Source organism: Acinetobacter sp. 1294243 (assembly GCF_000588015.1).
Taxonomy (GTDB): Bacteria; Pseudomonadota; Gammaproteobacteria; order Pseudomonadales; family Moraxellaceae; genus Acinetobacter; species Acinetobacter pittii.
Window position 1 is genome coordinate 34,487 of sequence record NZ_JFXG01000013.1, and the last position, 25,378, is coordinate 59,864.

General features: G+C 40.8%; 24 protein-coding genes. 12 read left to right on the forward strand and 12 right to left on the reverse strand.

Annotation, left to right across the window (positions count from 1 at the left end; all coding sequences use genetic code 11):
• Nucleotides 1-81: 81 nt before the first annotated feature.
• Complete coding sequence (locus J655_RS18830) at nucleotides 82-1,515, forward strand: PLP-dependent aminotransferase family protein (RefSeq protein ID WP_005804027.1); 1,434 nt, start codon at nucleotides 82-84, stop codon at nucleotides 1,513-1,515.
• A 24-nt stretch (nucleotides 1,516-1,539) separates the two neighbouring features.
• Here J655_RS18830 and J655_RS18835 read toward each other — a convergent pair whose 3' ends face one another.
• From J655_RS18835 to J655_RS18845, 3 genes are all read right to left on the reverse strand, one after another.
• The gene (locus tag J655_RS18835; RefSeq protein ID WP_032052766.1) at nucleotides 1,540-2,085 is read right to left on the reverse strand and encodes an NADPH-dependent FMN reductase; all 546 of its coding nucleotides are present in this window, start codon (nucleotides 2,083-2,085) and stop codon (nucleotides 1,540-1,542) included.
• A 103-nt stretch (nucleotides 2,086-2,188) separates the two neighbouring features.
• Entirely contained in the window at nucleotides 2,189-3,676 is a 1,488-nt protein-coding gene (locus J655_RS18840; protein ID WP_005804030.1) for a YifB family Mg chelatase-like AAA ATPase, read from the reverse strand.
• 65 nt (nucleotides 3,677-3,741) lie between these two features.
• Nucleotides 3,742-3,969, reverse strand: coding sequence for an accessory factor UbiK family protein (locus J655_RS18845; RefSeq protein WP_002121136.1), 228 nt, complete (start codon nucleotides 3,967-3,969; stop codon nucleotides 3,742-3,744).
• Between the two features lie 278 nt (nucleotides 3,970-4,247).
• On the opposite strand from J655_RS18845, the gene glnK reads away from it, so the two are divergent.
• The 6 genes from glnK to J655_RS18875 all read left to right on the forward strand — a co-directional run bounded on the left by glnK (nucleotide 4,248) and on the right by J655_RS18875 (nucleotide 9,714).
• Complete coding sequence (glnK, locus tag J655_RS18850) at nucleotides 4,248-4,586, forward strand: P-II family nitrogen regulator (protein WP_000780326.1); 339 nt, start codon at nucleotides 4,248-4,250, stop codon at nucleotides 4,584-4,586.
• A 57-nt stretch (nucleotides 4,587-4,643) separates the two neighbouring features.
• Entirely contained in the window at nucleotides 4,644-6,038 is a 1,395-nt protein-coding gene (locus J655_RS18855; protein ID WP_005804034.1) for an ammonium transporter, read from the forward strand.
• A gap of 124 nt (nucleotides 6,039-6,162) precedes the next feature.
• Nucleotides 6,163-6,621: a transcriptional regulator NrdR gene (gene nrdR, locus J655_RS18860; RefSeq protein ID WP_000543541.1), complete on the forward strand. Its 459-nt coding sequence runs from the start codon at nucleotides 6,163-6,165 to the stop codon at nucleotides 6,619-6,621.
• A 15-nt stretch (nucleotides 6,622-6,636) separates the two neighbouring features.
• A complete protein-coding gene (ribD, locus tag J655_RS18865; RefSeq protein WP_005804038.1) occupies nucleotides 6,637-7,722 on the forward strand; it encodes a bifunctional diaminohydroxyphosphoribosylaminopyrimidine deaminase/5-amino-6-(5-phosphoribosylamino)uracil reductase RibD in 1,086 nt (361 codons plus the stop codon).
• The gene (locus J655_RS18870; RefSeq protein ID WP_002121221.1) at nucleotides 7,719-9,011 is read left to right on the forward strand and encodes a DNA adenine methylase; all 1,293 of its coding nucleotides are present in this window, start codon (nucleotides 7,719-7,721) and stop codon (nucleotides 9,009-9,011) included. Before ribD ends, J655_RS18870 begins: the two co-directional genes overlap by 4 nt.
• A 43-nt stretch (nucleotides 9,012-9,054) precedes the next feature.
• Nucleotides 9,055-9,714, forward strand: a complete 660-nt coding sequence (locus J655_RS18875; RefSeq protein ID WP_002121149.1) for a riboflavin synthase — start codon at nucleotides 9,055-9,057, stop codon at nucleotides 9,712-9,714.
• A gap of 60 nt (nucleotides 9,715-9,774) precedes the next feature.
• Here the strand turns inward: J655_RS18875 and J655_RS18880 are convergent, their stop codons facing one another.
• The 4 genes from J655_RS18880 to J655_RS18895 all read right to left on the reverse strand — a co-directional run bounded on the left by J655_RS18880 (nucleotide 9,775) and on the right by J655_RS18895 (nucleotide 12,650).
• Complete coding sequence (locus J655_RS18880; protein ID WP_005804040.1) at nucleotides 9,775-9,993, reverse strand: hypothetical protein; 219 nt, start codon at nucleotides 9,991-9,993, stop codon at nucleotides 9,775-9,777.
• A 131-nt stretch (nucleotides 9,994-10,124) separates the two neighbouring features.
• Entirely contained in the window at nucleotides 10,125-10,763 is a 639-nt protein-coding gene (locus tag J655_RS18885) for a hypothetical protein (RefSeq protein WP_005804042.1), read from the reverse strand.
• Between the two features lie 38 nt (nucleotides 10,764-10,801).
• Nucleotides 10,802-11,209, reverse strand: a complete 408-nt coding sequence (locus tag J655_RS18890) for a DNA polymerase III subunit chi (RefSeq protein WP_005804044.1) — start codon at nucleotides 11,207-11,209, stop codon at nucleotides 10,802-10,804.
• Nucleotides 11,202-12,650 (reverse strand): leucyl aminopeptidase, encoded by a 1,449-nt coding sequence (locus J655_RS18895; protein ID WP_005804047.1) that lies wholly within the window; start codon nucleotides 12,648-12,650, stop codon nucleotides 11,202-11,204. The genes J655_RS18890 and J655_RS18895 overlap by 8 nt, the downstream gene beginning before the upstream one ends.
• A 143-nt stretch (nucleotides 12,651-12,793) precedes the next feature.
• Between J655_RS18895 and lptF the strand changes: the two genes are divergently transcribed.
• From lptF to J655_RS18915, 4 genes are all read left to right on the forward strand, one after another.
• Nucleotides 12,794-13,894 carry an LPS export ABC transporter permease LptF gene (gene lptF, locus J655_RS18900; protein ID WP_002121169.1) on the forward strand — a complete coding sequence of 367 codons (1,101 nt, stop codon included), beginning with the start codon at nucleotides 12,794-12,796 and terminating at the stop codon, nucleotides 13,892-13,894.
• Nucleotides 13,894-14,964, forward strand: a complete 1,071-nt coding sequence (gene lptG, locus J655_RS18905; protein ID WP_002121203.1) for an LPS export ABC transporter permease LptG — start codon at nucleotides 13,894-13,896, stop codon at nucleotides 14,962-14,964. The genes lptF and lptG overlap by 1 nt, the downstream gene beginning before the upstream one ends.
• A gap of 126 nt (nucleotides 14,965-15,090) precedes the next feature.
• Nucleotides 15,091-16,638 carry a 2,3-bisphosphoglycerate-independent phosphoglycerate mutase gene (gene gpmI / locus J655_RS18910; protein ID WP_005804050.1) on the forward strand — a complete coding sequence of 516 codons (1,548 nt, stop codon included), beginning with the start codon at nucleotides 15,091-15,093 and terminating at the stop codon, nucleotides 16,636-16,638.
• Between the two features lie 15 nt (nucleotides 16,639-16,653).
• The gene (locus J655_RS18915; RefSeq protein ID WP_002121269.1) at nucleotides 16,654-17,838 is read left to right on the forward strand and encodes a S41 family peptidase; all 1,185 of its coding nucleotides are present in this window, start codon (nucleotides 16,654-16,656) and stop codon (nucleotides 17,836-17,838) included.
• A gap of 3 nt (nucleotides 17,839-17,841) precedes the next feature.
• Here J655_RS18915 and J655_RS18920 read toward each other — a convergent pair whose 3' ends face one another.
• From J655_RS18920 to J655_RS18930, 3 genes are read right to left on the reverse strand one after another with little or no spacing between them, the layout of a single operon-like run.
• Nucleotides 17,842-19,254 (reverse strand): sigma-54-dependent transcriptional regulator, encoded by a 1,413-nt coding sequence (locus J655_RS18920; RefSeq protein ID WP_032052767.1) that lies wholly within the window; start codon nucleotides 19,252-19,254, stop codon nucleotides 17,842-17,844.
• Nucleotides 19,255-19,277: 23 nt separating this feature from the next.
• Nucleotides 19,278-20,846: a sensor histidine kinase gene (locus J655_RS18925; protein WP_005804055.1), complete on the reverse strand. Its 1,569-nt coding sequence runs from the start codon at nucleotides 20,844-20,846 to the stop codon at nucleotides 19,278-19,280.
• Nucleotides 20,847-20,856: 10 nt separating this feature from the next.
• The gene (locus tag J655_RS18930) at nucleotides 20,857-21,492 is read right to left on the reverse strand and encodes a response regulator (protein WP_032052768.1); all 636 of its coding nucleotides are present in this window, start codon (nucleotides 21,490-21,492) and stop codon (nucleotides 20,857-20,859) included.
• A gap of 212 nt (nucleotides 21,493-21,704) precedes the next feature.
• On the opposite strand from J655_RS18930, the gene pbpG reads away from it, so the two are divergent.
• The gene (pbpG, locus tag J655_RS18935; protein ID WP_005804058.1) at nucleotides 21,705-22,751 is read left to right on the forward strand and encodes a D-alanyl-D-alanine endopeptidase PBP7/8; all 1,047 of its coding nucleotides are present in this window, start codon (nucleotides 21,705-21,707) and stop codon (nucleotides 22,749-22,751) included.
• A 107-nt stretch (nucleotides 22,752-22,858) separates the two neighbouring features.
• Here pbpG and thrC read toward each other — a convergent pair whose 3' ends face one another.
• Together thrC and J655_RS18945 are read right to left on the reverse strand one after the other, a co-directional pair.
• On the reverse strand, nucleotides 22,859-23,998 hold the full coding sequence (gene thrC / locus J655_RS18940; protein WP_002048893.1) for a threonine synthase: 1,140 nt from the start codon (nucleotides 23,996-23,998) through the stop codon (nucleotides 22,859-22,861).
• Nucleotides 23,999-24,052: 54 nt separating this feature from the next.
• The gene (locus J655_RS18945) at nucleotides 24,053-25,354 is read right to left on the reverse strand and encodes a homoserine dehydrogenase (RefSeq protein ID WP_002121263.1); all 1,302 of its coding nucleotides are present in this window, start codon (nucleotides 25,352-25,354) and stop codon (nucleotides 24,053-24,055) included.
• Between the last annotated feature and the right edge of the window lie 24 nt (nucleotides 25,355-25,378).

Genomic DNA, 25,378 nt, shown 5'->3' on the forward strand with positions numbered 1-25,378 from the left:
TAGGTGAAGGCAGAATAGAAAATAGCTGGATGAATCAATACATCCAGTTTTTATAAGTTGTATGGTCCAGATGGGGTGGATATGCTAAGACCTTGGCAAGTACATTTTCGTATCGATGAAAGAGAAGAAAAAACGGTTTTTCTAAAACTGACTAACTTGATTAGTCAGGAAATTTTAAGTGGCCGTTTAGTGCAGGGGACTATGCTGCCAGGGTCTCGTAGCCTGTCAAAAGAACTAGGAATTAATCGAAAAACCGTACAAGCAGTCTATGAAGAATTAGAAGCACAAGGATGGCTTGTGACCCTTCCCCGGAAAGGCACATTTGTGGCGGATGTTTTGCCAGAAAAACAGCTTCAAATAGAGCCAGTATCTGAGCGAAAAGTTAATGATAAACCAATCACTCAAGAAGTGATTCAACGCCCACATAACGATGGTGTGCCAGATCCGAGGCTTATTCCCTACGAACTATTTTCGCGGGCATACCGGCATGCACTGATTAAAATTACGCAAAACCAGTACATGGGATATGGTGACCCACGAGGGATGGTTGAGCTAAGACAGGCTTTACAACAAATGTTGTCAATGGAATGTTTTATGAATGTTGCTGAAGATGAGATTTGTATTGTACGTGGTAGTCAAATGGGAATTTTTCTTGCCTCTCGAGCATTACCCAATCGGCAGGGAGTTATCGTTGTTGAAGAATTATATTATCCATCTGCTTTTAAAGCATTTCAGTCAAATGGCTTTCAAGTGGTTTCTGTTAAATTAGATGAACAAGGTATTGTCATTGACGACCTAGAACGGATTTTACAAGAGCACTCAGTTGCTGCCATTTATACAACTCCGCATCACCAATATCCTACAACTGTCACCATGGCCATGTCTCGCCGTCTTCAACTCTTAGAGCTTTCAAAAAAATGGGGGTTTTATATTATTGAAGACGACTATGACCACGAATTTCATTATGACAGCCGGCCTATGCCACCCTTAGCAAGTTTGCCTCATTCTGAATTGGTCATTCATGTGGGCTCATTATCAAAGGTCTTCGCACCCGGTATTCGCTTGGGATACGTCGTGGCATCGTCAATAATCATTCAATCGATTACAGAAGATATTCTATTGATTGATCGGCAAGGCAATAACATTACGGAACTTGCTTTAGCAGATTTAATGCAGCGAGGGGAAATCAAGCGGCATATCCGTAAAATGAAAAAAATATATCAACTACGCCGTGACCATGCCTTAGCTGAGTTCCATCGAGTTTTTGCTGAGACTGTTCAGATACAACCACCTGCAGGTGGAATGGCCTTATGGGCGAAATTCCAGAAAGCATTTACTCAAGATCAGCTTATAAAATTAAAAGAACTTAACATTGATACAGAGCATAAGTTTAAACAGGAAGAATGTACTAATCATTGTATCCGTTTTGGCTTTGCGGCTTTATCAGAGAAAGAAATTACTTGCTTAATTGAGACTTTAAATGGAGCTTTTAATAAAAGAACAGCGGACTCATAATCCGCTGTTTTATTTTAAGAAAGTTCACTCTAATTCATTTCTACATTTTTGAATCTCTGAGACAAAGGTAAGCAGAAAGGGAGTAATTTGTGACTTATATTTTTCGGTTTGTAGCATCTCGCTAATTTGTTCAGGAGATTTGCCGATGAGAGAAATCCTTAAAAATAAATCTTCAAAGAAATTGCTACTAACAGTCGACAATACTCTTCTTAAAGAAACTAGCATGTCGTCGCCGCGGCTAGATGCATGAACCAGAACAATAGGTATATCTATAATTTCGGTACGGGAAACCATCCAATCAATTGCATTCTTGAGACCATCTGGAATACAACGGATATATTCTGGACTTGAGATGATAATGCCATCTGCATCAGAAACAGATTTGATGAAATCTTCCACTACAGTAGGCGTTTTTTCTCCTTCATTATCTGGAGAAAAGACAGGCAGATTATTAATATGATCAAAAACTGTCAATTCAATGTCGGACGGTGCTATATCCTTCATTGCTATTAATAGAGCAGTATTTGTAGATTCTTTTCTTGCACTACCTGAGATAGCCAAAATTTTCATAGCATCCTCTTTACTTCTATTAATACATAGGGAGTAATAAATTCTCTTATTAATAACTTCTATAAATATTAAAAAAGCGGACTCATAATCCGCTGTTTTTATTTTAAGAATGATTGCCTCGATAAGAGAGCGCTTCTGTAAGATGAGGACTTTGGATCATCTCACTTTGCGCCAAATCGGCAATGGTACGAGCAACCCGTAAAACACGATGATAAGCACGAGCCGACAGATTCAAACGTTGTTGAGCCATTTCAATCATTCGTTGAGAAGTACTATCAAGTACAGCATATTGCTCAAGTTGTTTCGGTGAAAGTGCTTGATTTAAACAATCTTGTCTTTGCATTTGTTGTTCATAAGCATAAATCACACGCTGTCTTACAGCCGTAGAGTCTTCAGCAGGTGTTGGATCTTGCAGTTCCTGAGCTTTTAAAGGCGGTACATCAATATGTAAATCGATACGGTCAAGTAATGGTCCCGATATACGGTTTTGATAGCGCTTGATACTCTCTGGCGAACATTGGCAACGGCTGTCTTGATTAAACGCATAACCACATGGACAAGGGTTCATTGCTGCAATGAGCTGAAAGTTTGCAGGATAAGTAATTTGCCGAGCTGCACGTGAAATAATGATTTCTTTTGACTCAAGCGGCTGACGTAAGACCTCTAGAACTTTTCTATCAAACTCAGGGAGTTCATCTAAAAACAAAACGCCTAAATGAGATAAGGTAATTTCACCCGGTTTAGGATGCGAGCCGCCCCCAACTAGTGCAATGGCTGATGCTGTATGGTGGGGCGCGCGAAATGGACGCTGACCAAAGGTATGCGGTGTATTTGAAATAGAATAAATACTCGCGACTTCAAGCGTTTCCTGATTAGAAAGCGGTGGCAAAATTGAAGGAAGACGTGAAGCGAGTAAAGTCTTACCTGTACCTGGTGGTCCTTTAAAGAGCAGCGAGTGCCCGCCTGCGGCGGCAATTTCTAGTGCGCGACGTGGACGTAGCTGACCTTTTACATCTGCCAGATCAAATTTATAAGGCATTTGGTTTGAGGTCGTTGCAGGTTCAATCGAAGATAGTGATTTCATGCCCAAGAAATGATCACAAACTTCTTTTAAATGGCTCACTGGATAACATTCAAGATTCGGTAAATGGCTAATATCCTGACTGTTATCGAGAGGTAAAAGCATTTTATGCTTGGCCTGTTGACATGCCATTGCCAAAGTTAAAGTGCCTGACACTAGCCTTACATGGCCATCTAAAGCTAATTCACCAATTAATTCAAAATCTTCGGCGCAGTTTTCTGGGAGCTGGCCAGAAGCAATTAAAATACCTACAGCAATAGGTAAATCTAGACGTGAACCATCTTTGGGCAAATCTGCTGGTGCAAGATTAATGGTCAATCTTTTAGTTGGAAATTGAAATCCACTATTAATAATGGCTGAGCGAACCCGGTCTTTACTTTCTCTTACCGCCGCCTCTGCTAGGCCGACAATAGTAAGAGAAGGTAAACCTTGACTCACATGTACCTCAACTTCAATCAGAGGCGCATGTAAACCTAAAAGTCCCCGTGTATAAATTTTAGAAAAAGACATCTTATTGTTCCATTATGGTGCTTCATTTTTAATCGTTGTAAAGTATAAATGCGCTACGTTGGTGCTTATTTTTTATTCTTTAAAGTTTCTTCTAACAAACTTACTTGTTTTTGTAGCTCTTCTAAACGTTGATTGGCTGATTGAAGTGCAGTCTTTTGACGGTCGATCTCTTGTTTGGAAACAAGATCCAACTTTTCAACCGCTTCATTTAATAATGCACGTAAATTTTTTTCCAAATCTTTTTTAGGCTCATCAATTTGTTCCAGAATGGCCTGTAGCAAAGTTTCTAGCATGAAATATCCAAAGTGTTGTATTACCTTATGCTTTACAGTTTAACACTGCTTAAGCGCTGGATATAGGTTTCAATTTTTTTAGTGCAAATAGATCATTAAATCAGCATATAACACTACTGAAAATTCATTTTATTTTTGATAGCTCATCTACATCTTGCTCACTAAATAGGTTATAAAGAAAGTTCATGCAAAAGATTCATTTCCCTCAACCTTTGAAATATTGGCATGAAAATTGAACATAAAACCTTACTGGTGAAAAGAAGCCGAAGGAAACAAACATGAAGCTTGTAACTGCAATTGTAAAACCGTTTAAATTGGATGACGTGCGTGAAGCACTCTCTGACATTGGTGTACAAGGGATTACCGTAACTGAAGTTAAAGGTTTTGGTCGTCAAAAAGGGCATACTGAACTCTACCGGGGCGCGGAGTATGTGGTTGATTTCTTACCTAAAGTAAAAATCGAGATTGCGATTAGTGATGAAATGGTCGACGCAGTAATTGAATCAATTACACGTGTCGCAAGCACTGGAAAAATCGGCGATGGTAAGATTTTTGTGACTAACCTGGAACAAGTAATCCGTATTCGTACGGGTGAAACTGGACCGGATGCTGTCTAAATTGGCACAAAGCTTGCTGAGTAGAAAATAACTCGCAAATGAGGTTGGGGGACACGAATGAAAAAAATGCTTATGGCGCTCAGTCTATCAGGCGCTCTTTTGGGTGGTACTGCCGTTTGGGCAGAAGAAGCTGTAACAACGCCAACATCGGAAGTTGCGGCTGCATCAACATCTCCAGCTACTGCAACTACTGCAGAAGCACCAGTTGCTGAAACTCCAGCAGCTCCAGCACCGGCACCTACGCTTGATACAGGTGATACCTCTTGGATTTTAGTTTCAACCGCATTGGTTCTATTAATGACCATTCCGGGATTGGCATTATTCTACGGCGGTATGGTACGTAAAAAAAATGTACTCAGTACGATGATGTTCAGCCTTTCAGCTGCAATCTTGGTAAGTTTGCTGTGGGTGATTGCTGGTTACTCAATCGCGTTCTCTGGCACAGGTGCATTTTTTGGTGATTTGTCTAAAGCAATGCTAAACGGGGTAGCGTTTGATGCATTAAGTGGGACAATTCCTGAAAGTCTCTTTGTTATTTTCCAAATGACTTTTGCCATTATTACAGTGGCGATCCTTAGCGGTTCTATTGCAGACCGTATGAAATATTCAGCTTTCATGGTGTTTATTGCAGTTTGGGTGCTCGTTGTTTACGCACCAATTACCCACTGGGTGTGGGCTGCAGATGGCTGGTTATTTAAAGCAGGCGCATTAGATTTTGCTGGTGGTACAGTTGTACATATCAACTCAGGTGTTGCAGGTCTAGTTGCTGCTTACATGCTTGGAAAACGTATTGGCCTTGGCCGCGAATCTATGGCTCCGCATAACCTGACTTTAACTGTAGTGGGCGCAAGCTTACTTTGGGTGGGTTGGTTCGGCTTTAACGGTGGTAGTGCTCTAGGCGCTGGTGCTCGTGCAAGTATGGCAATTTTAGTGACTCAAGTTGCCGCTGCCGCTGCTGCATTCTCTTGGTTAGTTGTTGAACGTATGATCCGTGGTAAAGCATCTGTATTAGGCGGTGCTTCTGGTGCGGTAGCTGGCTTAGTTGTGATTACACCAGCAGCAGGTTTTGTTGGGGTAGGCGGTGCTTTAGTGATGGGCCTTATTGGTGGCGTAGTGTGCTTCTGGGGTATTACAGCACTTAAACGCTTACTTAAAGCCGATGATGCTTTGGATGCGTTTGGTTTGCATGCGGTAGGTGGTATTGTCGGTGCGATTTTAACTGGCGTATTCTACAGTGACGAAATTATTAAAGCAGCCAACGTTGCATTAGCTCCAACATTCGCTGGCCAATTATGGGTACAAGTTGAAGGCGTATTGGCAACCATGGTTTACAGCGGTATCGCGACTTTCGTTATTCTTAAAGTGATTGATCTTGTGATTGGTATTCGTGTTAATGCTGATGATGAACGCATGGGTCTGGATTTAAGCCAACATGGCGAACGTATCGAATAATTCGTAATATATTCCAATCAAAAAAACAGTCTTCGGACTGTTTTTTTGTCTTATAGAATGCTGGTTCTGTAAGTGTAGAAATTTTGCTACACTAGGTCAAAGTAATCGACCCTATAAATCCGCTATGCATTGTCCATTTTGCAACGCCGCAGATAGTAAAGTCATCGATTCACGTTTAGCCGCCGAAGGCTGTCAGATTCGTCGACGTCGTGAGTGTGTAAGTTGCGGTGAACGTTTTACCACTTTTGAAAGCTATGAAGTGGTAATGCCCCGTGTGATCAAATCGAATGGAAAAAATGAACCTTTCGATGAGGCCAAATTACGTCGTTCGTTAATGCATGCTTTGCAAAAACGTCCGGTCACACAAGAGCAGATCGAAACAGTTTTAAGTGATATCCAGTTGCAGATTCGCCGTTTAGGTGAGCGTGATGTGAAATCCAGAACGATTGGTGAGATTGTCATGCAATCTTTATTTGCACTTGACCACGTTGCCTATGTTCGTTTTGCTTCGGTTTATCAAGACTTTCAGGATGTTGAAGCGTTTCGCCGCCAAATTGAGCAAATGCAACAACGTGAGCACTAATCATTTGAGATTTTTATGTCTGAGTTAAAACAAGATCAATACTGGATGCAGCAAGCCATTGAACTTGCCAAACGAGGACTATATTCGACCAAGCCTAATCCAAATGTTGGTTGTGTGATTGTCAAAGATGATCAGTTAATTGGCCAAGGTTTTCATCCTAAAGCGGGTCAGCCACACGCAGAGGTTTTTGCCTTACGCGAAGCGGGTGAACATGCACAAGGTGCAACAGCTTACGTTACGCTTGAACCATGTGCACATTATGGCAGAACCCCTCCTTGTGCCGAAGCATTGGTAAAAGCCCAAGTTAAAAAAGTAGTGGTTGCTTGTCCTGATCCAAATCCATTGGTGGCGGGGAAGGGGGTTCAGATTTTGGAAAATGCCGGAATTGAAGTAGAAGTTGGCATTTGTGAAGATTTAGCATCAAAACTTAATCAAGGTTTTTTAAAGGCAATGTCTACAGGCATGCCTTATGTACGTTTAAAGGTAGCCTCAAGTTTAGATGGACGTACTGCAATGGCATCAGGTGAGTCGAAGTGGATTACCGGTTCGGCTGCACGCCAAGATGTACAACATTGGCGTGCCATTTCTGGAGCAGTGATTACAGGTATTGAAACTGTGATTGCAGATGATTGTCAGCTTAACGTGCGTTCACTCAATAATTTTGATATCGAGACAGTTGCTCAGCCAAAACGTGTCGTTTTAGATCGCCAAGGACGTTTACCACTTAACGCTAAGATCTTAGAAAATCCTGAAACTGTGATGGTAATGGGGCCGTATCGTCAAGAACTTGCTGATTTAGGCGTGATACAATTAGAAATTCAGCCTTTAAAAATGCTGTTACAGACCCTATCTAAGCAACATCAAATTTATGATGTGTTGGTTGAAGCTGGCGCAACATTGTCTACTGCCTTTTTGCAAGAAGGTTTGGTGGACGAATTGATCAGTTATATTGCCTCGACCTTATTGGGGAAAAGTGCAAGGGCCATGTTCAATGCAGAATTTGAATATATGGCAGAGCAACTTCGTTTTACACTTCTTGATGTGACACAAATTGATCAAGATATACGCTTAAGGTTAATCCCTACGCAAGAGAAAGTATGAATTCAGAGCCTTCGGTTTATCACAAACGTCGTCATGCAGCCCGTACGACAGACGAATATCTTTTCCATCAGCTTGTGCCGTACTTGGGTAACAAGCGCCGATTGCTCCATCTAATTTTAGAAGCCCTTGAAATTACAGGGACACTGAATAGCAAGAAAAAGAATCCACCGATTTTTGCCGATTTCTTTGCCGGCAGTGGCGTTGTATCTCGTTTAGCACGTCAAAATGGTTACCGAGTCATTGCAAACGACTGGGAACCTTATAGTCATGCTTTAAATCATGCGATTTTAGCCTGTGTAGATGCACCTGCTTTTAAAGAATTAGGTGGCTATCAAAAGGCAATCGATTATTTAAATCGCTTACCTGAAGTTAAAGGTTGGGTAACGCATAACCTTTGCCCACGTAACGATGATGTATACGATCCAACCCGTGACCGTTTATTCTTTAAACGCCGTAACGGTATGCGTATCGATGCAATTCGTCAGCAGATTGCAACATGGCAGGCACAAGGTGCAATTAATGATGTAGAGATGAGTGCTTTGCTTGCGCCATTGCTCTATTCAGCTAGTTTTGTCAGTAACACGAGTGGTGTATTTAAAAGCTTCCACCAAGGGTGGGGCGGACGTACTCAAACTGCGTTAGAACGAATTGAATCATTACTTTGGTTAACCCCGAGCCGTTTTTGTGAGATTGGTGATCGCAAACGTCCGGCTGCTGAAATGTGGTGTGTAGATTCACAACATCTAGCAAATCAAATGAGTGGTTTTGAGGTTGATGTTGCCTATCTCGATCCACCATATAACCAGCACGCATATAGTAGTAATTACCATGTTTTAAATGCATTAACTTTATGGGATCAGGTGGATTTACCTTCACCGGATACCAAAGGTTATAAGAGTGGTATTGATAGAGCATGGCGTAAAGAACGCCCAAGTCCATATAACTCTTCTAAACATGCAAAAGATGCGTATGAGAAATTACTTTCAACGATCAATGCACGCTATATTCTGACCAGCTATTCAACTGATGGTAATATCGAGCCGAAAGATTTACTTATGGCCAATCTGGAACGAGGCAAAGTGACCTTGTTAACACAAGATGTTCCGCGTTATCGAGTGAGTAAACAACGACAGTCTGAACGTGCACGGGTGCTTGAGTTTATTGTGATTACTGATACTCATGCTAAGTCAGGACCACCATTACGTCAGTTATTAGGCCAGCTTTACCACTTCGCCGAGCTAGGTGGTGTAGATACCTCAGGCAATAGTACACAGCTCGCACTTTGGTAAGCGCTGCAATTTAAGCAGTGTAAAAAGATTTGGAGATTGAGCCATGTTTACAGGCATCATTGAAAGTTTAGGTAAAGTTGAAAGCCTGCAAAGTGTAGGTGGTGATGTACGTCTACGTATTCAGACAGATCTGGATATGTCTGATGTACATTTGGGTGATTCGATTGCAACCAATGGTATTTGTCTTACAGTGATTGAATGGGGCGATAACTGGTACGCGGCAGATGTTTCTCGTGAAAGTTTAAATCGAACAACATTGGGTAACTGGAAAGTTGGGCAACGTGTCAATGTTGAAAAGGCAATGTTACCGACAACGCGCTTTGGCGGGCACATTGTAAGTGGTCACGTTGATGGCGTAGGTGAAATTACCGTAGTGCGTGAAGATGCTCGTTCAATCTATTATGAAGTTACAGCACCGACAGAACTTGCTAAATATTTGGCGGAAAAAGGTTCTGTAACCGTTGACGGAATTAGCTTAACGATTAACCACTTACGTGGAAATATTTTAAGCTTGAATTTGATTCCGCATACCGCAGAACGTACCAATATTGGAACATGGCAAGTAGGCAGTAAGGTCAACCTTGAAGTCGACGTGTTGGCGCGTTATATCGAACGTTTATTGCTAGGTGATAAAGCAGCTGAACAAAAAACTGAGTCAAATATTAGTATGGCTTTTTTAGCTGAAAATGGTTTTTTAAAATAAAAGCCAGATCATCAAAATAAAAAAACCGGACATATGTTCCGGTTTTTTTATTTTTAAAAATTAATGCTTGGTGAGTGTAACCGAATGTGTGCCAACCCATGGTTTAGTATGCTGAGTGCTTGTAATTGAAAACTCACCTTTTTCCGACGCTCGTGTCAGCAAGATTGAAAGCGAATTAAAGTCGTTATGACTCATATAAAGTTCTTGTGCTGAAAATGTCCATTGCTCACCCTGATTAAGCTGCTCAAGTTGCTTTGAAATCTGATGCGGAATGTCCATTTCTTACCCTCATTAATTATCTTAAAAACGCTACTTTCTATTCTCATAATCAATTGATCTACAAAAATAATATTTATGTCTATTTTGTGACATATAGGTGTCAGTTTTATGACAGAAGAAGTTTTACAACATTACTTCTCTATTTTTTCATCAGAAAACTTAGAGTTCTTTAAAATATATTCAATTTCTTCTTGAGCTGCCGAATGTAGTTTGGCTCGGAAAGCCGTTATAGACTCTTCAATTAAGTTTTCAGCTTCAAGTTCTAAACGAATGCGTAAACTTTCAAGCTCAGATAAGATTTGATCATCGGTGATACTAAGTTTTACGCCAGCAGAGTAATTGACGGCTGGGGTTTCAGGGTTTTTCTGATAACGTGCGGTTTGTTCTGCAACTTCTTGTTCTAAATGACTACGTAATGTCTGTAATGTTTCAGTTTGTTCATTAAACTTGCGAATTTCGTCTGCTTGCAACTCCGCAGCATAAGCAGCTTCTGATGCACGTTTATCAGCAAGTGCTTTTTCTAAAGCGAGTTGACGACGGATACGTGCTTGCTCAATAAGCTCTGCCTTAAGGTCCGCGTAAGCTTGTTCAATTTTTTGCTGTGATTCTAACTGCGCTTTTTCATCATTTAAAACCCAAAGCTGAATAGGGGTTTGTGGTTCTAATAGGTCGCAAATACGTGCCAGATCTTGTTGATAGGCATGACGGACAGCTTCAGGCGCATTTAACCATCTTTTTTTAAAATCTTGCCCGACATTTAATGCCACCATGCTTCTCCTTTGTTCAACAGTATTTACATTTTAGCGCGTTATAATTTAAAGGTCCGCGGTTCTATACCCAAACGGCGATACATTTTAAATTTTTCTCGGCCAATTTGCTTGGCTGTTTCATTATTTTCAACAATTTCTATAATGTGGCTAAAATGATCAACTTGTTCAAGTGCATGATTGTTAAAATTAAATACTAACAAGCCTTGTTCAAGCGGTTGTTTAGCCGAAATACATACAGCAGCTTCAGCTTGGTCAATGCCATGCGCAATGAAACTTGCAGGGTCGAAATCCCATAATCTTTCATCAAGAGTTTGTTGTAGCTGCACATCTGGGCAATACCACCAGATTTTAGGATGCTTCTGCAAAATCTTTCGGCATAAACGGCAAGCACTATCGACTTGCCGTTCTTCACTGGTTTCAAACAGATAAAAATTAACTTTAGCCATTCGTATTTACACGATTCGCTAAAAATTGCATGAGTAATGGTACTGGGCGACCTGTTGCACCTTTAGCTGGACCAGATAACCATGCTGTTCCTGCTACATCTAAATGAGCCCAACGGTACTCACGTGTAAAGCGCTCAAGGAAACATGCTGCCGTAATTGCACCGCCGTATGGACCGCCAATATTTGCAATATCAGCAAATGGTGAATCAAGTAATTCCTGATAATCCTCAATCACTGGCATACGCCATACACGGTCAAATGATTGCTCACCCGCTTGTTGAAGTTCAGCTGCTAAAGCATCATCTGGTGAGAACAAACCACTCAGTACTTTACCTAAAGCGACTACACATGCACCAGTTAATGTTGCGATATCAACCACAACTGCTGGATTGAAGCGTTTGATATAGGTCAATGTGTCGCACAGTACCAAACGACCTTCTGCATCGGTATTTAAAATTTCAACTGTTTGTCCGCTCATGGTTGTCACAATATCACCTGGGCGAGTTGCTTTACCTGATGGCATGTTTTCTGCAGCTGCAATTGCTCCAACGACATGAATAGGAAGTCTTGCCTCGCATAGCGCGCGAATAGTACCTAGTACAGAGGCTGCACCGCACATATCGAACTTCATTTCATCCATGCCTAGGCCTGGTTTTAAAGAAATACCGCCTGTATCAAAAGTAACGCCTTTACCAACAAGCACAACAGGCGCTTGATCGATTCCAGCTTGGTATTCGAGTGTTACGATACGACCCGGACGTTCAGATCCTTTGCTGACTGCAAGAAAAGCATACATACCTAAATCAGCCATTTGCTGTTCATTTAAGACAGTTACTTTGAGTAAGTCAGGGAATTCTGCAGCTAAAGCTAATGCTTGTTCTGCCAAATATTCAGGGAAGCAAATGTTACCTGGACGGTTTCCAAGGTCACGTGCATACGACTGACCAGATTGTACGGCATGCACTAAAGCCAGTTGTTTTTCATCGAGGCTCGTTGTTGAACTAATTAAATCAACCTGTTGTAACACAAATTCATTTTTTTTCGATTTAAACTCATCATAACCATAAGCTGCTTGAGTTAAGCTTAAAGCGAATAAATAATGGTATTCGACAGGTAACGCAGCAATATCAATTGCGATATGCTTAAATTTATTTTGTGTCGATTTGATAATGGTTTGGGCAAGTTTAGCGAGCTTAACCGCATGAAGTTCGGCTGTTTTTCCTAAGCCAAGTAATTGGCTATGAGGTTGATTTGAAACTTGCCCGAATAAAGGCAGAGTTTCATTGAAGTTGCCTTTGAATTGGGTGGCAGTAAGAACGCTTTCTAGGTTATTGATTTGATATGTGTTGATGTTGCTTTGTAGCTGTTCTGAATCAACTAAAACCCACAAAGATTCATTAGATGTCTGTTCGGGAAAAGTTGTATAAGTTGTAAATTTCATGGCTGCCGTGATTGCCTATAGAAAGTTATGTTGGATTAAAACATTGAAACACTTTCAAGCATAGCGTTGCAATGTGCGGTTTTATATTTTTAACATTCGGGTAAACTAGCACACGTCCCGATTAGCCTTTTGGAAGTATTACTTTGATTATTCGGCGTTATCTCGTCAAGCAAGTTGTCTCTACCTCATTGGTGGTCATTTCTTTACTGACCTTAATCATGATGGGTGGTCGTCTGATCAAATACTTTGGTGTGGCGGCGCAGGGGCGTTTAGATGCCAGTATCTTATTTAGCATCATTGGATATCGTTTACCTGAATTTCTAACACTCATTTTACCATTGGGTTTTTTCATTGGTTTAATGTTGGTGTTTGGTCGTTTATATGTTGACCATGAAATGGCTGTATTAAATGGTAGTGGTGTAAGCCGTCATCAATTAGCACGATTACTCATTCCAATGACGCTTGTTTATATGGTTTTTCAGTCTGTGCTTATGCTCTGGATGACGCCGTGGGGACTACGTGAGTTTGAAAAACTGACAACAACACAAGCTGTTCGGACAGGTTTCGATTTGGTTCGACCAAGAGAGTTTATTTCCTCTGGGCCATATACGATCTATGCAGGTTCATTGTCAGAAGACCGAAAGAATTTGAAGGATATTTTCTTTTATCAACGCGCTGCTAAAGAAGATAAGCCAGATGTTATGATTTTGGCAAAGGAAGCGACTCGTGTAGAAGTTGCAAATGATACCGCCAATGTCGTTGATCTGGTACAAGGTCGTCGCTATGAAATATTCCCGGGACAACCAAAATATACACAAGCAGAGTTTCAGTCTTATCGTCTACGTTTAGAAAATGACAAAGATGTTAAGTTTGAGAGTGGCGATGTAGAAGCACTATCAACAACAAAACTCTTTTCAAAAACGAATGATCCAGTCATCAGAAGTGAGTTGGGATGGCGTTTATTTGGGCCATTCACGATTGTTATTGCGTTAATGCTATCAGTGGCATTGTCTGAGGTGAGTCCACGACAGGGCCGTTATTACCGTCTTATTCCGGCGATTTTTATTTTTTCCAGTCTGATCGTATTAATGATTGCAATCAAGACTCGTATTAGTAAAGAAGAACTCGATATTTGGGCTTATCCTGCCGTGTTGGTTGTGTATGGCGTTGCTGCTGCCTTATTCTCACGAAAGCAGAAGTTGGGACCAAAAATCAAGAAACAGATCAAGCGAGTGAAATTATAATGTTAGCACGTCGAATAGTCGCCAAATATGTGACGAAAACCACTGCGCTTGCGATGTTTGGCACCACAGTTGTTTTGTCCATTCTTCAGGTCTTATTTACATATCTTGGCGAGTTGGGTGAGCTCAAACCAGACTATAACGCATGGCAAGCTCTCGTCTATGTTTTGTGGGGAGCTCCTCGCTATCTCTATGAAATTTTACCTATCTCTGCCTTGATTGGTGCTGTGATTGGACTAGGCTCATTGGCAACGAGTAGTGAACTCATTGTTATGCGTTCAGTGGGTGTTAGCTTATGGCGTATTGTTGGTTGGGTTATGCGCTCAGCTTTACTGCTTATTATTTTGTCGTTTGCTTTAAGTGAATGGGTTATTCCTTATACCAATGAAAAAGCACAAAGTGTTAAAAGCCATCGTTCAGTAGCTGCTTTAGGTGAAGTTAAAGGCTATTGGTCACGTGAAGGGCAGCGATTTATCTATATCGACTATGCTAACTCTCAAGGCAATTTAAGAGACATTCAAGTGGTCGACTTTGACCAGAACTATTACTTGCAATCATTAATTAATGCTCAGCAAGGACAGTTTATTAAAAATGGTCAATGGGCTTTGAAAAAAGCTGAACAAATGGACATTTTGGCGGCAGGCAATGCCATCAAAACTGACCATGAAGAACAATCACTTGCTTTAGCATTACAGCCTAAATATGTGCATATGGTGACTTTAGATCCTGAAGATTTATCGCCAAGCCAACTGATTAGCTTTATGCGTTATATGGATGAATATAGTCAGGTACCAAAGACTTACCAATTAGCTTTCTGGCAAAAAGTTGCTTCGCCATTTTCACTCATTGCATTAGTTCTAGTGGCGTGTTCTTTTATTTTTGGACCGTTACGCCAACAATCAATGGGTTTCCGTTTGGTGATCGCATTGTTTATTGGTTTGAGTTTCTATTATTTGCAAGATTTCTTGGGTTATGCGAGCTTGGTTTATTCCCCATCTCCAGCATGGTTCGTACTTGTGCCTATCTTGCTAATGTTTGGTGCCGGAAGTTATTTGCTTTACCGCGCTCGCTAGAAATAAGTGATATTTATGGTTTTCATCAATCGCGGATATTGGTGAAAGCCATAGGAATAAATAGAGTCTTGACCGAAAATTCGGTAAGATATTGTGACGAAATTGTAGACAAAAGAGAAATTGATTATGACGGATGCAACTGCTGGCAAGATCCCTCACGTTCTGGTCATTATGGATGGTGTTGGACACCGTGAAGCGATTGAAGATAATGCTTTTCTTGCAGCAAAAACACCAAATTTGGCGGCAATGAAAGCCAAGCATCCGAATAGTCTAATTTCTGGTTCAGGTGAAGATGTTGGATTGCCTGATGGGCAAATGGGGAACTCTGAAGTCGGCCATATGAATCTTGGCGCTGGCCGTGTGTTATATCAAGATTTTACCCGCATTACTAAAGATATCCGTACTGGTGACTTCTTTAAACATGAAGTGTTGATCGACGCTGTTGAAAAAGCCAAAGCTGCTGGCGGTGCTGTCCATATCATGGGGCTACTTTCAGAAGGTGGCGTCCATTCACATGAAGATCATATTGTGGCGATGTGTGAACTTGCATTAAAACGCGGTGCAAAAGTTTATTTGCATGCTTTCCTTGATGGTCGTGATACACCTCCACGTAGTGCTCAGCCGTCTTTAGAAAAATTAGATGCATTATTTGCTCAATATCCGGGCCAAGGCCGTATCGCAACCATGATTGGTCGCTACTTTGCAATGGACCGTGACAACCGTTGGGATCGCGTTGAGCAAGCTTATCGCTTGTTGACCGAAGGTGAAGCACTTCGTACTGCGCAAACAGCGGTTGAAGGGTTGGAATTGGCTTATGCAGCCAACGAAAATGATGAGTTTGTAAAAGCGACTCGTATTAGTGATATTGCTAAAGTTCAAGATGGTGATAGCGTTGTATTTATGAATTTCCGTGCTGACCGAGCTCGTGAAATTACTCGCGCATTTGTAGAGAAAGACTTTGCTGGTTTTGAACGTAAAGTTGTACCGAATCTTTCTAAATTTGTGATGTTAACGCGTTATCAGGCAAGCATTGATGCACCAGTTGCATATATGCCAGAAGCCCTTAAAAATTCATTGGGTGAGTATTTATCTTCTTTAGGTAAAACCCAGTTACGTATTGCTGAAACTGAAAAGTATGCGCATGTGACATTCTTCTTTAGTGGTGGCCGTGAAGATGAATATCCGGGTGAGAAACGTATTTTAATTCCGTCTCCAAACGTGGCGACATATGACCTTAAGCCTGAAATGAGTGCTTATGAAGTCACTGATGAGTTGGTTAAGGCAATTAATTCAGGTGAATACGACTTATTGGTTGTGAACTATGCAAATGGTGATATGGTCGGTCATACAGGTGTATTTGATGCTGCGGTTAAAGCAGTTGAAGCGGTTGATACTTGTTTAGGTCGTGTCTATGAGGCAGTTATGGCGAAAAAAGGCCATATGCTCATTACTGCTGACCATGGTAACGTTGAACAAATGCAAGACTATGAAAGTGGGCAAGTGCATACTCAACATACAACCGAGCTTGTGCCGTTTATCTATGTTGGTCCAACACAAGCAACAATTGCAGAAGGTGGTGTGCTTGCAGACGTAGCACCGACAATTCTCAATTTAATGCAGATTCCTGTTCCTGCCGAAATGCAAGGACGTAATCTGATTACACTATCTGCATAAGTTAAAGGTGATTGGATGCTGCAACACATTAAATATAAAAAACTTATTGTAAGTATGTTGCTGTGTTGCAGCCAATTTACCTTTGCAGCGCCAGTTGTAAAAGAAAAAATGTCACCTTTGCATTCGGATTCGGAAGAACCGGAACATAGCTATGCAGAGGTGCCGATCGAGTCGATTCAACAGTTTGTGCAAATCTATGGAATTGTTCGAGATAACTACGTTGATGTGAAATCTGACGATGCCTTGTTTCAACAAGCCATAAAAGGGTTAGTGAGTGGGTTAGATCGTTATTCGCGTTATTTATCGGCAGAAGAATATCGCCAACTGATTCAATACACAGAGGGTGATCTTGCATCAGTTGATTTTGCATTAAGCCCTGAATCACATGCTCATAAATGGATGATTCGTGATCTTAAAACCGGTTCTGATTCCTATAAATTAGGTTTGAGAAATGGTCAGACGATTCTCAAAATTGATAACCAAGATTTAAAAAATTTAAACCAAGATCAGGTGCTTGGACTACTTTACGGTTCTATAGGAAGTACACTTCAAGTACAAGCAGAAGAGCTAAACGGAAACATTAACTTAGTCCGTAATAAAAAAATAGAAACCGATATAGAACCTGTAATGTTACATAATCAGGTGCTCGTACTCAAAATTAGAGTATTCCAACAAGACACTGCTAATGAAATTAAAAGATTAATTGAAGAAAACAGTTCTCCACGTTTAAAGGCTGTTTTAATCGATTTGCGAAACAATCCGGGTGGGTTGTTATCGGCAGCAGTTGAGTCAGCAGATTTATTTTTAAATAACGGAATTATTGTTTCGACCAAAAGCCGTTCGGAAGGTAACCAGCAGTTTCAAGCTTTGCCCGGTAATGAATTCCAGAATATAAAACTGGGTATATTAATTAATCACCGCTCTGCATCGGCGGCAGAAGTTTTTACTGCGGCCATGAAAGAACACCAGCGTGCTTGGGTGATGGGTGAAAAAAGTTATGGAAAAGGTGTAGTACAAAAGCTATTTCCTTTGCCAAGTGGGGCGGCTCTACAGATGACGGTCTCTCATTACTACACGCCAAATGGCAATATGATTGAAGGTCAGGGTATTCAACCTAACCAGACCTATCCATTACCTGCAGAAATGAAAGAAGACGTATATTTAGAGCGCGTTGCAGATTTATTCCTAAAGAGGAAGTAATTTTTATACTTCCTCTCCCATTTCAGTATCTAAGCCAAACTTTTTTAGTCGATAGCGTAAAGAACGGAATGTCATTCCTAACTTTTTAGCCGCTAAAGTTCGATTCCAATGCGTCATGTTCAGAGCATTCAGTAAAATATCTTTTTCGATATTTTCTAAGTAGCGTTCTAAACCTTCCATTGGAAATTTTGGGTGAGTCTGAACAGCCGGTGTTTGATTTAGTTGTTTCGTTACGATTTGCGGGCTCACGCTACTGCCTCTAAGAGGAGGCGCTAAGTGTGTTAAATCAATGGACTCATCATCACTTAAAGTAATAGCCCGTTCAATCATATTTCTTAATTCACGAACATTACCCGGGAAGTCTTGCTGCAATAAGTAAGTCTCAGCGCTCGCCTTTAATTGCTTGCTTGAAATTCCCCATTCCGTACAAACCTTTTGAATAAAATGATTGGCCAATAGCAAAATATCTCCACCACGGTCACGTAGTGGCGGCAACATAATATCCATAACATGAATACGGAAAAATAAGTCCTGACGGAATTTACCTTGTTGAACTAATAAATCTAAGTCTTGGTGACTGGCACTGATTACTCGAAAATCAACATCAATTTCCTGATCTGAACCTACAGGGCGAATCTTTTTCTCTTGTACTGCCCGAAGCAATTTAACTTGCATACTTAAAGGCAATTCGGCAATTTCATCTAAAAATAAACTGCCACCGTGTGCTGATAAAATAAGACCTTGTTTATCTTGAGTCGCGCCAGTAAAGCTCCCTTTTTTATGCCCGAAAAGTTCACTTTCCATGAGCTCAGTTGGGATTGCTCCACAGTTAATTGCAATAAATGGTCCTTCACTGCGGTTGCTTAATCGGTGAATCAGATTAGCAACAACTTCTTTACCCGTACCAGACTCGCCTGTAACAAATACAGGAGCTTGGGAGCGGGCTATTTTTTTAATAGCTGTCCGTAAGTTTTGTATAGGTGGTGAACGCCCAATTAATAAGTCATTTTCTAATGTTGTTTCACCGAACTCATGCTCTGGTTTTGGCTGGTTGAGCGCCTTTTTTAACAATTGATCTAAGTGAATTTGGTTAATAGGTTTGCTGACAAAATCAAAAGCTCCCGCTTTTAATGCTGCAATTGCAATATCCATATTGCCGTATGCAGTTAAGACTGCAATGGGAGTGTATGGGTAAGTTTGAGAAACATGTTGAACCAATTCTAAACCACTACCGTCAGGTAGATTTAAATCGGTCAAGCATGCATCGTAATGAAACTGAGTAAAAAGCTGTTTGGCCTGTTCAACCCGATAAGCAAGATGTGTCTTAATCCCCATTCGTGCAAGAGTCATTTGCATTAACAGGCACAAATCTTCTTCATCGTCTACAAGCAAAACGAGTGGTTGCTGTTCTGCCATTTCCCCAAAAACCTAATAAAAAATCAATATATTATTGGGCATTCTATTCTGAAGCATGCCCCTTGTTTTTGCTCTACATAAGTGAGCTTTGCATGGTTTGCCTCACAAAAACTATGAGACAAATATAATCCTAAACCAGTTCCATTAATTTCGGTACTAAAAAATGGTTTAAATAATTGAGATATATCACGTTTTGAAACACCTTCACCGTAATCGATCACATCAATATAAATTTTATTTGTTTGTGAATGGATATTGATCAGAACATAGGGAGAGTCGGGTGCATTGTGGCGTAGAGCATTCCTAACAAGGTTAATGAGGACTTGTCTGAGTTGCTTTTCATCAAACAATAGCTTTAAGGATAAATCAGAACTTTTAAGCTGGATCGTATGTTTAACATCAGATAAATCTTCATCTAATAACGTTTTTATGAAGTCGTTTAATTCGATCTGGATTGGGTGCGTTCTTTCACTGCGGGCAAGTCCTAAGGTGTCTTGAACAATACTATCAATGCGTTTCGTTTGCTTACCAATCATATTGCGCAAAGTGTTTTGCTGTTCCGCATTACTATCTTTGAGTAATTCATTTGCTTGAACAATGGCCGCAAGAGGATTACGGATCTCATGGGCAATACTTGCTGAGAGTTGTCCTAAAGCGGCAAGTTTGAGTTGTTGAGCTTGCTGATTAATCTGCTGCGCATCTTGTAAGATGAGTAGTGTTAATGTTTGCTGTGGCACCAAAAGATGTTGCACTTTAATATTAATAGAATAAGCCGACAGTCGGGACTCAAAAATAAATCGATCACCTTCTTTTAGGTTATCAAACTTAAGAATTTCAAATAAGTCAGCATGCCATTTTGCTAAAGAATATTTTTCACTGGCAAATTGAGGTGGAATTCCTAAAAGAGAGCAGGCGGCTGGGTTACTTAAAACAATGTCATAGTTTTCATCTAGAACTAAATAGCCCTCTTCAATTTGTTCCAAGATATAACGGTTAATATTTTGTAGTTGATAGAGTTCTATTGATTGATGGAAAGTTAGTGCTTCAAGTAATTTAAAGCGCTGGACCGCAATTTGTCCGATTCCATGTACTACAAAAAACAAGAAGGCCAATAAGGCGCTATTACCAATCGTATTTAAATTATTGTAGTCAAATAAACTGCCAACGAAGCGTTGATAAATAACCGCAATGACTGCAAGTAATGTTATGAGCAAAGACATTCTTGCGCTAAGTAAAATGGCCGAAGTAAATATGGCAATCACATAGAGCAAGCTGAGTTGAAGATTTGGTTCACCTACAGAAAATGTAAGTAAACTCAGACAGATAATATCAACTACAAAAAATAAAATGAGCTGCCTTGTTGCCTGAGTTGAAATAAACTTAAAACATAAAAGTTGAAGAAGGCTTAAGAGCGAATAGCCGAGTAGTGTGTAAGAATATAAAGTGGGTTGTTGTAGACTATTGTCGATTTGAGCATCGGTTAAAACCAAAATAATATTCAGGCTAACCGCAATAATAAGGCGATATAAACCATACCACGTGCCCAAACGAAATATCGTATGGGACAAGGATGAGTTTACGGGAAATTGCATGTAAGTCTGATTAAGGTTTGATCAGACCGTAACGAATCGCGAGATGAGTTAGCTTAACATCACTATCAATGGCTAGCTTTTCAAAAATACGGTAGCGGTAAGTATTCACTGTTTTGACACTTACAAAAAGTTTGTCTGCAATTTCTTGAGCGCTAATACAATTTACAACCATCATTGCAACTTGCATTTCTCGTTCAGAGAGAGAATCAAAAGGTGATTGCTGTGTATCGGATAAATAAGAACTTGCTAATTGCTCCGCAATATCGGCACTAAAGTATTTGCCACCTTGCATCACTTTATTAATCGCCCGAACCATTTCGGTAATTGGAGCACCTTTGGTGATGTAACCTTTAGCTCCTGCTTTAAGCAAAAGAGAAGGGTAAGGTTCTTCTGCTAAGCCACTGACTGCAATCACTTTTGTATCTGGTGCGGTTTGTAGTAAACGGCGGGGTGTTTCTACGCCACCGATGCCAGGCATGTTGACATCAAGTAGAACAACTTGAGGATGTTTCTGACGAACAATAGCAATTGCTTCTTCACCCGATTCGGCTTGTCCAATGACCTCTACATCGGCATGATCTTCTAACATACGGCAGATACCTGTACGTACAAGTTCATGGTCATCCACAACTAAAACTGTAATCAAGAAGACCTCCTTTCTTTCAAAAAACAAGTTTTTTGTTACATAAAGCAAAATTAGCTTGCAATGGAATGACAAAATTAGCAATCCTATTCTTATATAGTGAGCGAATAGTTGTGCACAATTGTGTCGGTAAAAGCGTTATACCTTATCCCTCAAATGTAAGGCATAATTATAGTAAGCGCAAATGTGTATCACCCTGAGTCGAGTATTGTGCCGTGAAAAATTCTAAAAAGTCTTTAATGCATGTGCTAAGCATGTCTATTTTGCTTAGTTTGAGTTCAACAAGCTTTGCAGAACTCGTCAATAACCCGTCCTCAGGGAATAGTGGTACTGCAAGCTTAAATTGGTCAGCAGCGGATGCTAGTCAACTTTTAAATGATGAAGATGATGAACCAACTCCGCAAGGTTCAACATCTGTAACTACAACTTTGCGTGGCAGTAATGCGCCAAAAGTTATTAGCTCTACACCTAGAGTTGCTCCAATCCGTGATACGTCTGGTTACAATGCCCAGCCGAGTGTAAGTGCTCGAGCTGCACTTGTGATGGACGCGCAAACTGGTGAAGTGCTCTACAGTAAAAATACCAACGCTTCTGTACCAATTGCATCTATTACAAAAGTGATGACAGCGGTTGTAACGGCGGATGCCCGTTTAAACATGTCTGAAGAAATTACACTCGAGCAAATTGACTTTGCTGGTGCTGGTGGGAAAAATTCTAGCTCTACCTTACGTGTTGGCGACAAGATGAACCGTGCAGAAGTTCTTTTGTTTGCTTTAATGAAATCTGAGAACCCTGCAGCGGCTGCCTTAGCACGTACTTATCCAGGTGGTCGCCCTGCATTCGTAGCTGCAATGAATGCTAAAGCTCGTGCTTTGGGTATGAATTCGACTCACTATTATGAGTCAACTGGTTTAGATCCGCGTAATGTGTCTTCAGCACGTGACTTAGGAATTTTGGTAAGTACAGCTTCTCAATATGGCTTGATTCGTCAATTCTCAACCACACCGACTTATGATTTTAACTTGGGTTATCGCGTGTTGAAATCTAATAATACCAATGCTCTAGTGCGTAATGGTGGTTGGAATATTAACTTGTCTAAAACTGGATATATTAATGAAGCAGGTCGCTGTGTTGTAATGCACACGACTGTAAACTCACGTCCGGCAGTCATTGTATTACTGGGTGAACCAAGTACACAGGCACGTAATAATGATGCAACTAACTTATTGGGTTGGTTAAGTAATTTACCAAAACGTATTTAAATTCAATATTCTAAAAACGCTTCTATCAAGAAGCGTTTTTTTATAGCTATAAAAAAAGACATAAAAAAAACGGCTGTTTAAGACAGCCGTTTTTGAAAAATCAGATCTTACATATTAGATAAAATCGAATCTTTTACTTGGTCCATTGTTGCATCAATTGACAACATAACTGCATCAGCACATTGTTTGATTGCAGTGTCAGGATCTTTCAAGCCATTACCAGTTACTGTACATACAATTACAGAACCTTCAGCAATTTTACCCGCTTTAATATCACGAATCGCACCGCCGATAGAAGCAGCAGACGCTGGCTCAACAAATACACCTTCATACATAGAAAGTAAGCGTTGAGCTTCTAAAATTTCGCTGTCTTGAAGTTCATCAAACCAGCCTTTAGAGTCACGTACTACAGCTTTTGCATGGTTCCAGCTCTGTGGATTACCAATACGGATTGCAGTTGCAACAGTTTCAGGGCTTTCAACTGGAGCGCCACGTAAGAATGGAGCTGCGCCAGAAGCTTGGTAACCTACCATAGTTGGTAAACCTTCTGGTTTTGGACCAGTGAATTGATCAGTAGCAGCATCATAAATCACTTGTTCAAACTGATCAGCAGGCTGGTTTGCTACAGCTTCTGTATAGCCCATCCAGTGAGCTGTGATGTTACCTGCGTTACCTACAGGTAAGCAGTGGTAATCAGGTGCACGGCCTAAAGCTTCAACGATTTCATAAGCAATAGTCTTTTGACCTTGCAAACGGTAAGGGTTGATTGAGTTTACAATCGTTACAGGCGCTTGATCAGCGACTTCTTTTACAAGACGCATACCATCATCAAAGTTACCACGAATTTGCATAGTGATCGCACCATACATCATCGCTTGTGCCATTTTACCCATCGCAATTTTGCCTTCTGGAATCAAAACAAATGCTTTGATACCTGCACGTGCAGCATAGGCAGCAGCAGCAGCAGAAGTGTTACCAGTAGATGCACAGATAATCGCTTTAGAGCCTTCTTCAACCGCTTTGGTTACAGCCATGGTCATACCACGGTCTTTAAATGAACCAGTTGGGTTTAAGCCCTCGTATTTCACATAAATTTCAACATCTTTGCCAATAATACGTGGAATATTCTCAAGTTTAATGAGTGGGGTGTTGCCTTCACCCAGAGAGATAGCACGAGTAGTTGCCGAAACTGGCAAACGGTCACGATAACGATCTACAAGACCAGTATAACGATTGGCATTAGACATGATGGTGTTCCAATTAGAGGTGAAGCGGGAGAGGGAATCTTTCCCTCAACCTGATTAACTATCGAGCGATTCTAAACGAATTCTTACGATTTCGCCACGAATTGCAGGTAATGCTTGAATTTGTGCAAGAGCATCATCCATTTTTGATTCAACGATTGGATCGGTCAGAATCACGATTGGAATAAGGTCTTTTAAACGAGATTGTTGCATGATCGCATCAATACTAATTCCAGCGCGACTTAAGATGGTAGTTACATCTGCAAGTACGCCAGTTTGGTCTTCTGCATTTAAGCGGATGTAATAACCTGTGGTCATTTCTTCACGGCTTAAAATTGGCACATTGGTTAATGCTTCAAAAGCCAACTGAGGAATTGTGCCTGCACCGTCTTCGGTATAAGAGATGTCACGGACAATATCAATAACATCAGCAACAACCGCAGAAGCTGTAGGACCTGCGCCTGCACCCGCGCCGTAATAGAGTGTTGGACCTACGGCATTTGCCTGAACTAAAACAGCATTTTTAACGCCGTTTACATTCGCAATCAGCTGTTCATCTGGAATGAGTGTTGGGTGAACACGTAACTCAATACCTTTTTCAGCACGACGTGCAATACCGAGATGTTTAATGCGGAAACCAAGATCTTCTGCATATTTCACATCTTGTGCAGTGATTTTGCTGATACCTTCGGTATAAACCTTATCAAATTGAAGAGGAATACCAAACGCACAAGACGCTAAAATGGTAAGTTTATGCGCAGCATCGATACCTTCAACGTCAAAAGTTGGGTCTGCTTCTGCATAACCGAGTTCTTGAGCTTCTTTTAATACATCATCAAATGCACGACCTTTCTCACGCATTTCAGTCAGAATAAAGTTACCTGTACCATTAATAATACCTGCCAACCATTCGATATGGTTTGCAGCAAGACCTTCACGGATCACTTTAATAATTGGAATACCGCCAGCAACTGCTGCTTCATAAGCAATTTGCACAGCATTGTCTTCTGCTGCTTTAAATAATTCATTGCCATGTTCAGCGAGTAACGCTTTGTTTGCAGTCACGACTTGTTTGCCGTGTTTGATCGCTTCCATGATAACTTCGTAAGCAGGGTGGATCCCACCCATAACTTCTACAACTACATCAACGTCTGGTTGACGAACGATGTCAAGTAAATCGGCGCTTTGTTTAATCCCTTCCAATTCAAGATCTGGACGAGGGCGGCGTGTTCCAACGTGGGTAATTTGAATTTCTCGACCGGTGCGACGTTTAATTTCAGCGGCATTTTCTTGTAGTAGTTTAAGGGCTCCTCCACCTACGGTTCCTAGACCGAGTATTGCCAGGCGAACTGGTTTCACGTCACACTCCATTCATCATTTAAT

Coding starts and splice junctions, on each gene's coding strand:
- J655_RS18925 (WP_005804055.1), bottom strand. CDS start 20,846: ATGCAATTTCCCGTAAACTCATCCTTGTCCCATACGATATTTCGTTTG.
- J655_RS18895 (WP_005804047.1), bottom strand. CDS start 12,650: ATGAAATTTACAACTTATACAACTTTTCCCGAACAGACATCTAATGAA.
- J655_RS18885 (WP_005804042.1), bottom strand. CDS start 10,763: ATGGTGGCATTAAATGTCGGGCAAGATTTTAAAAAAAGATGGTTAAAT.
- J655_RS18855 (WP_005804034.1), top strand. CDS start 4,644: ATGAAAAAAATGCTTATGGCGCTCAGTCTATCAGGCGCTCTTTTGGGT.
- J655_RS18870 (WP_002121221.1), top strand. CDS start 7,719: ATGAATTCAGAGCCTTCGGTTTATCACAAACGTCGTCATGCAGCCCGT.
- J655_RS18835 (WP_032052766.1), bottom strand. CDS start 2,085: ATGAAAATTTTGGCTATCTCAGGTAGTGCAAGAAAAGAATCTACAAAT.
- ribD (WP_005804038.1), top strand. CDS start 6,637: ATGTCTGAGTTAAAACAAGATCAATACTGGATGCAGCAAGCCATTGAA.
- glnK (WP_000780326.1), top strand. CDS start 4,248: ATGAAGCTTGTAACTGCAATTGTAAAACCGTTTAAATTGGATGACGTG.
- J655_RS18890 (WP_005804044.1), bottom strand. CDS start 11,209: ATGGCTAAAGTTAATTTTTATCTGTTTGAAACCAGTGAAGAACGGCAA.
- J655_RS18920 (WP_032052767.1), bottom strand. CDS start 19,254: ATGGCAGAACAGCAACCACTCGTTTTGCTTGTAGACGATGAAGAAGAT.
- J655_RS18845 (WP_002121136.1), bottom strand. CDS start 3,969: ATGCTAGAAACTTTGCTACAGGCCATTCTGGAACAAATTGATGAGCCT.
- lptG (WP_002121203.1), top strand. CDS start 13,894: ATGTTAGCACGTCGAATAGTCGCCAAATATGTGACGAAAACCACTGCG.
- J655_RS18875 (WP_002121149.1), top strand. CDS start 9,055: ATGTTTACAGGCATCATTGAAAGTTTAGGTAAAGTTGAAAGCCTGCAA.
- J655_RS18915 (WP_002121269.1), top strand. CDS start 16,654: ATGCTGCAACACATTAAATATAAAAAACTTATTGTAAGTATGTTGCTG.
- J655_RS18830 (WP_005804027.1), top strand. CDS start 82: ATGCTAAGACCTTGGCAAGTACATTTTCGTATCGATGAAAGAGAAGAA.
- nrdR (WP_000543541.1), top strand. CDS start 6,163: ATGCATTGTCCATTTTGCAACGCCGCAGATAGTAAAGTCATCGATTCA.
- J655_RS18880 (WP_005804040.1), bottom strand. CDS start 9,993: ATGGACATTCCGCATCAGATTTCAAAGCAACTTGAGCAGCTTAATCAG.
- J655_RS18840 (WP_005804030.1), bottom strand. CDS start 3,676: ATGTCTTTTTCTAAAATTTATACACGGGGACTTTTAGGTTTACATGCG.
- gpmI (WP_005804050.1), top strand. CDS start 15,091: ATGACGGATGCAACTGCTGGCAAGATCCCTCACGTTCTGGTCATTATG.
- thrC (WP_002048893.1), bottom strand. CDS start 23,998: ATGTCTAATGCCAATCGTTATACTGGTCTTGTAGATCGTTATCGTGAC.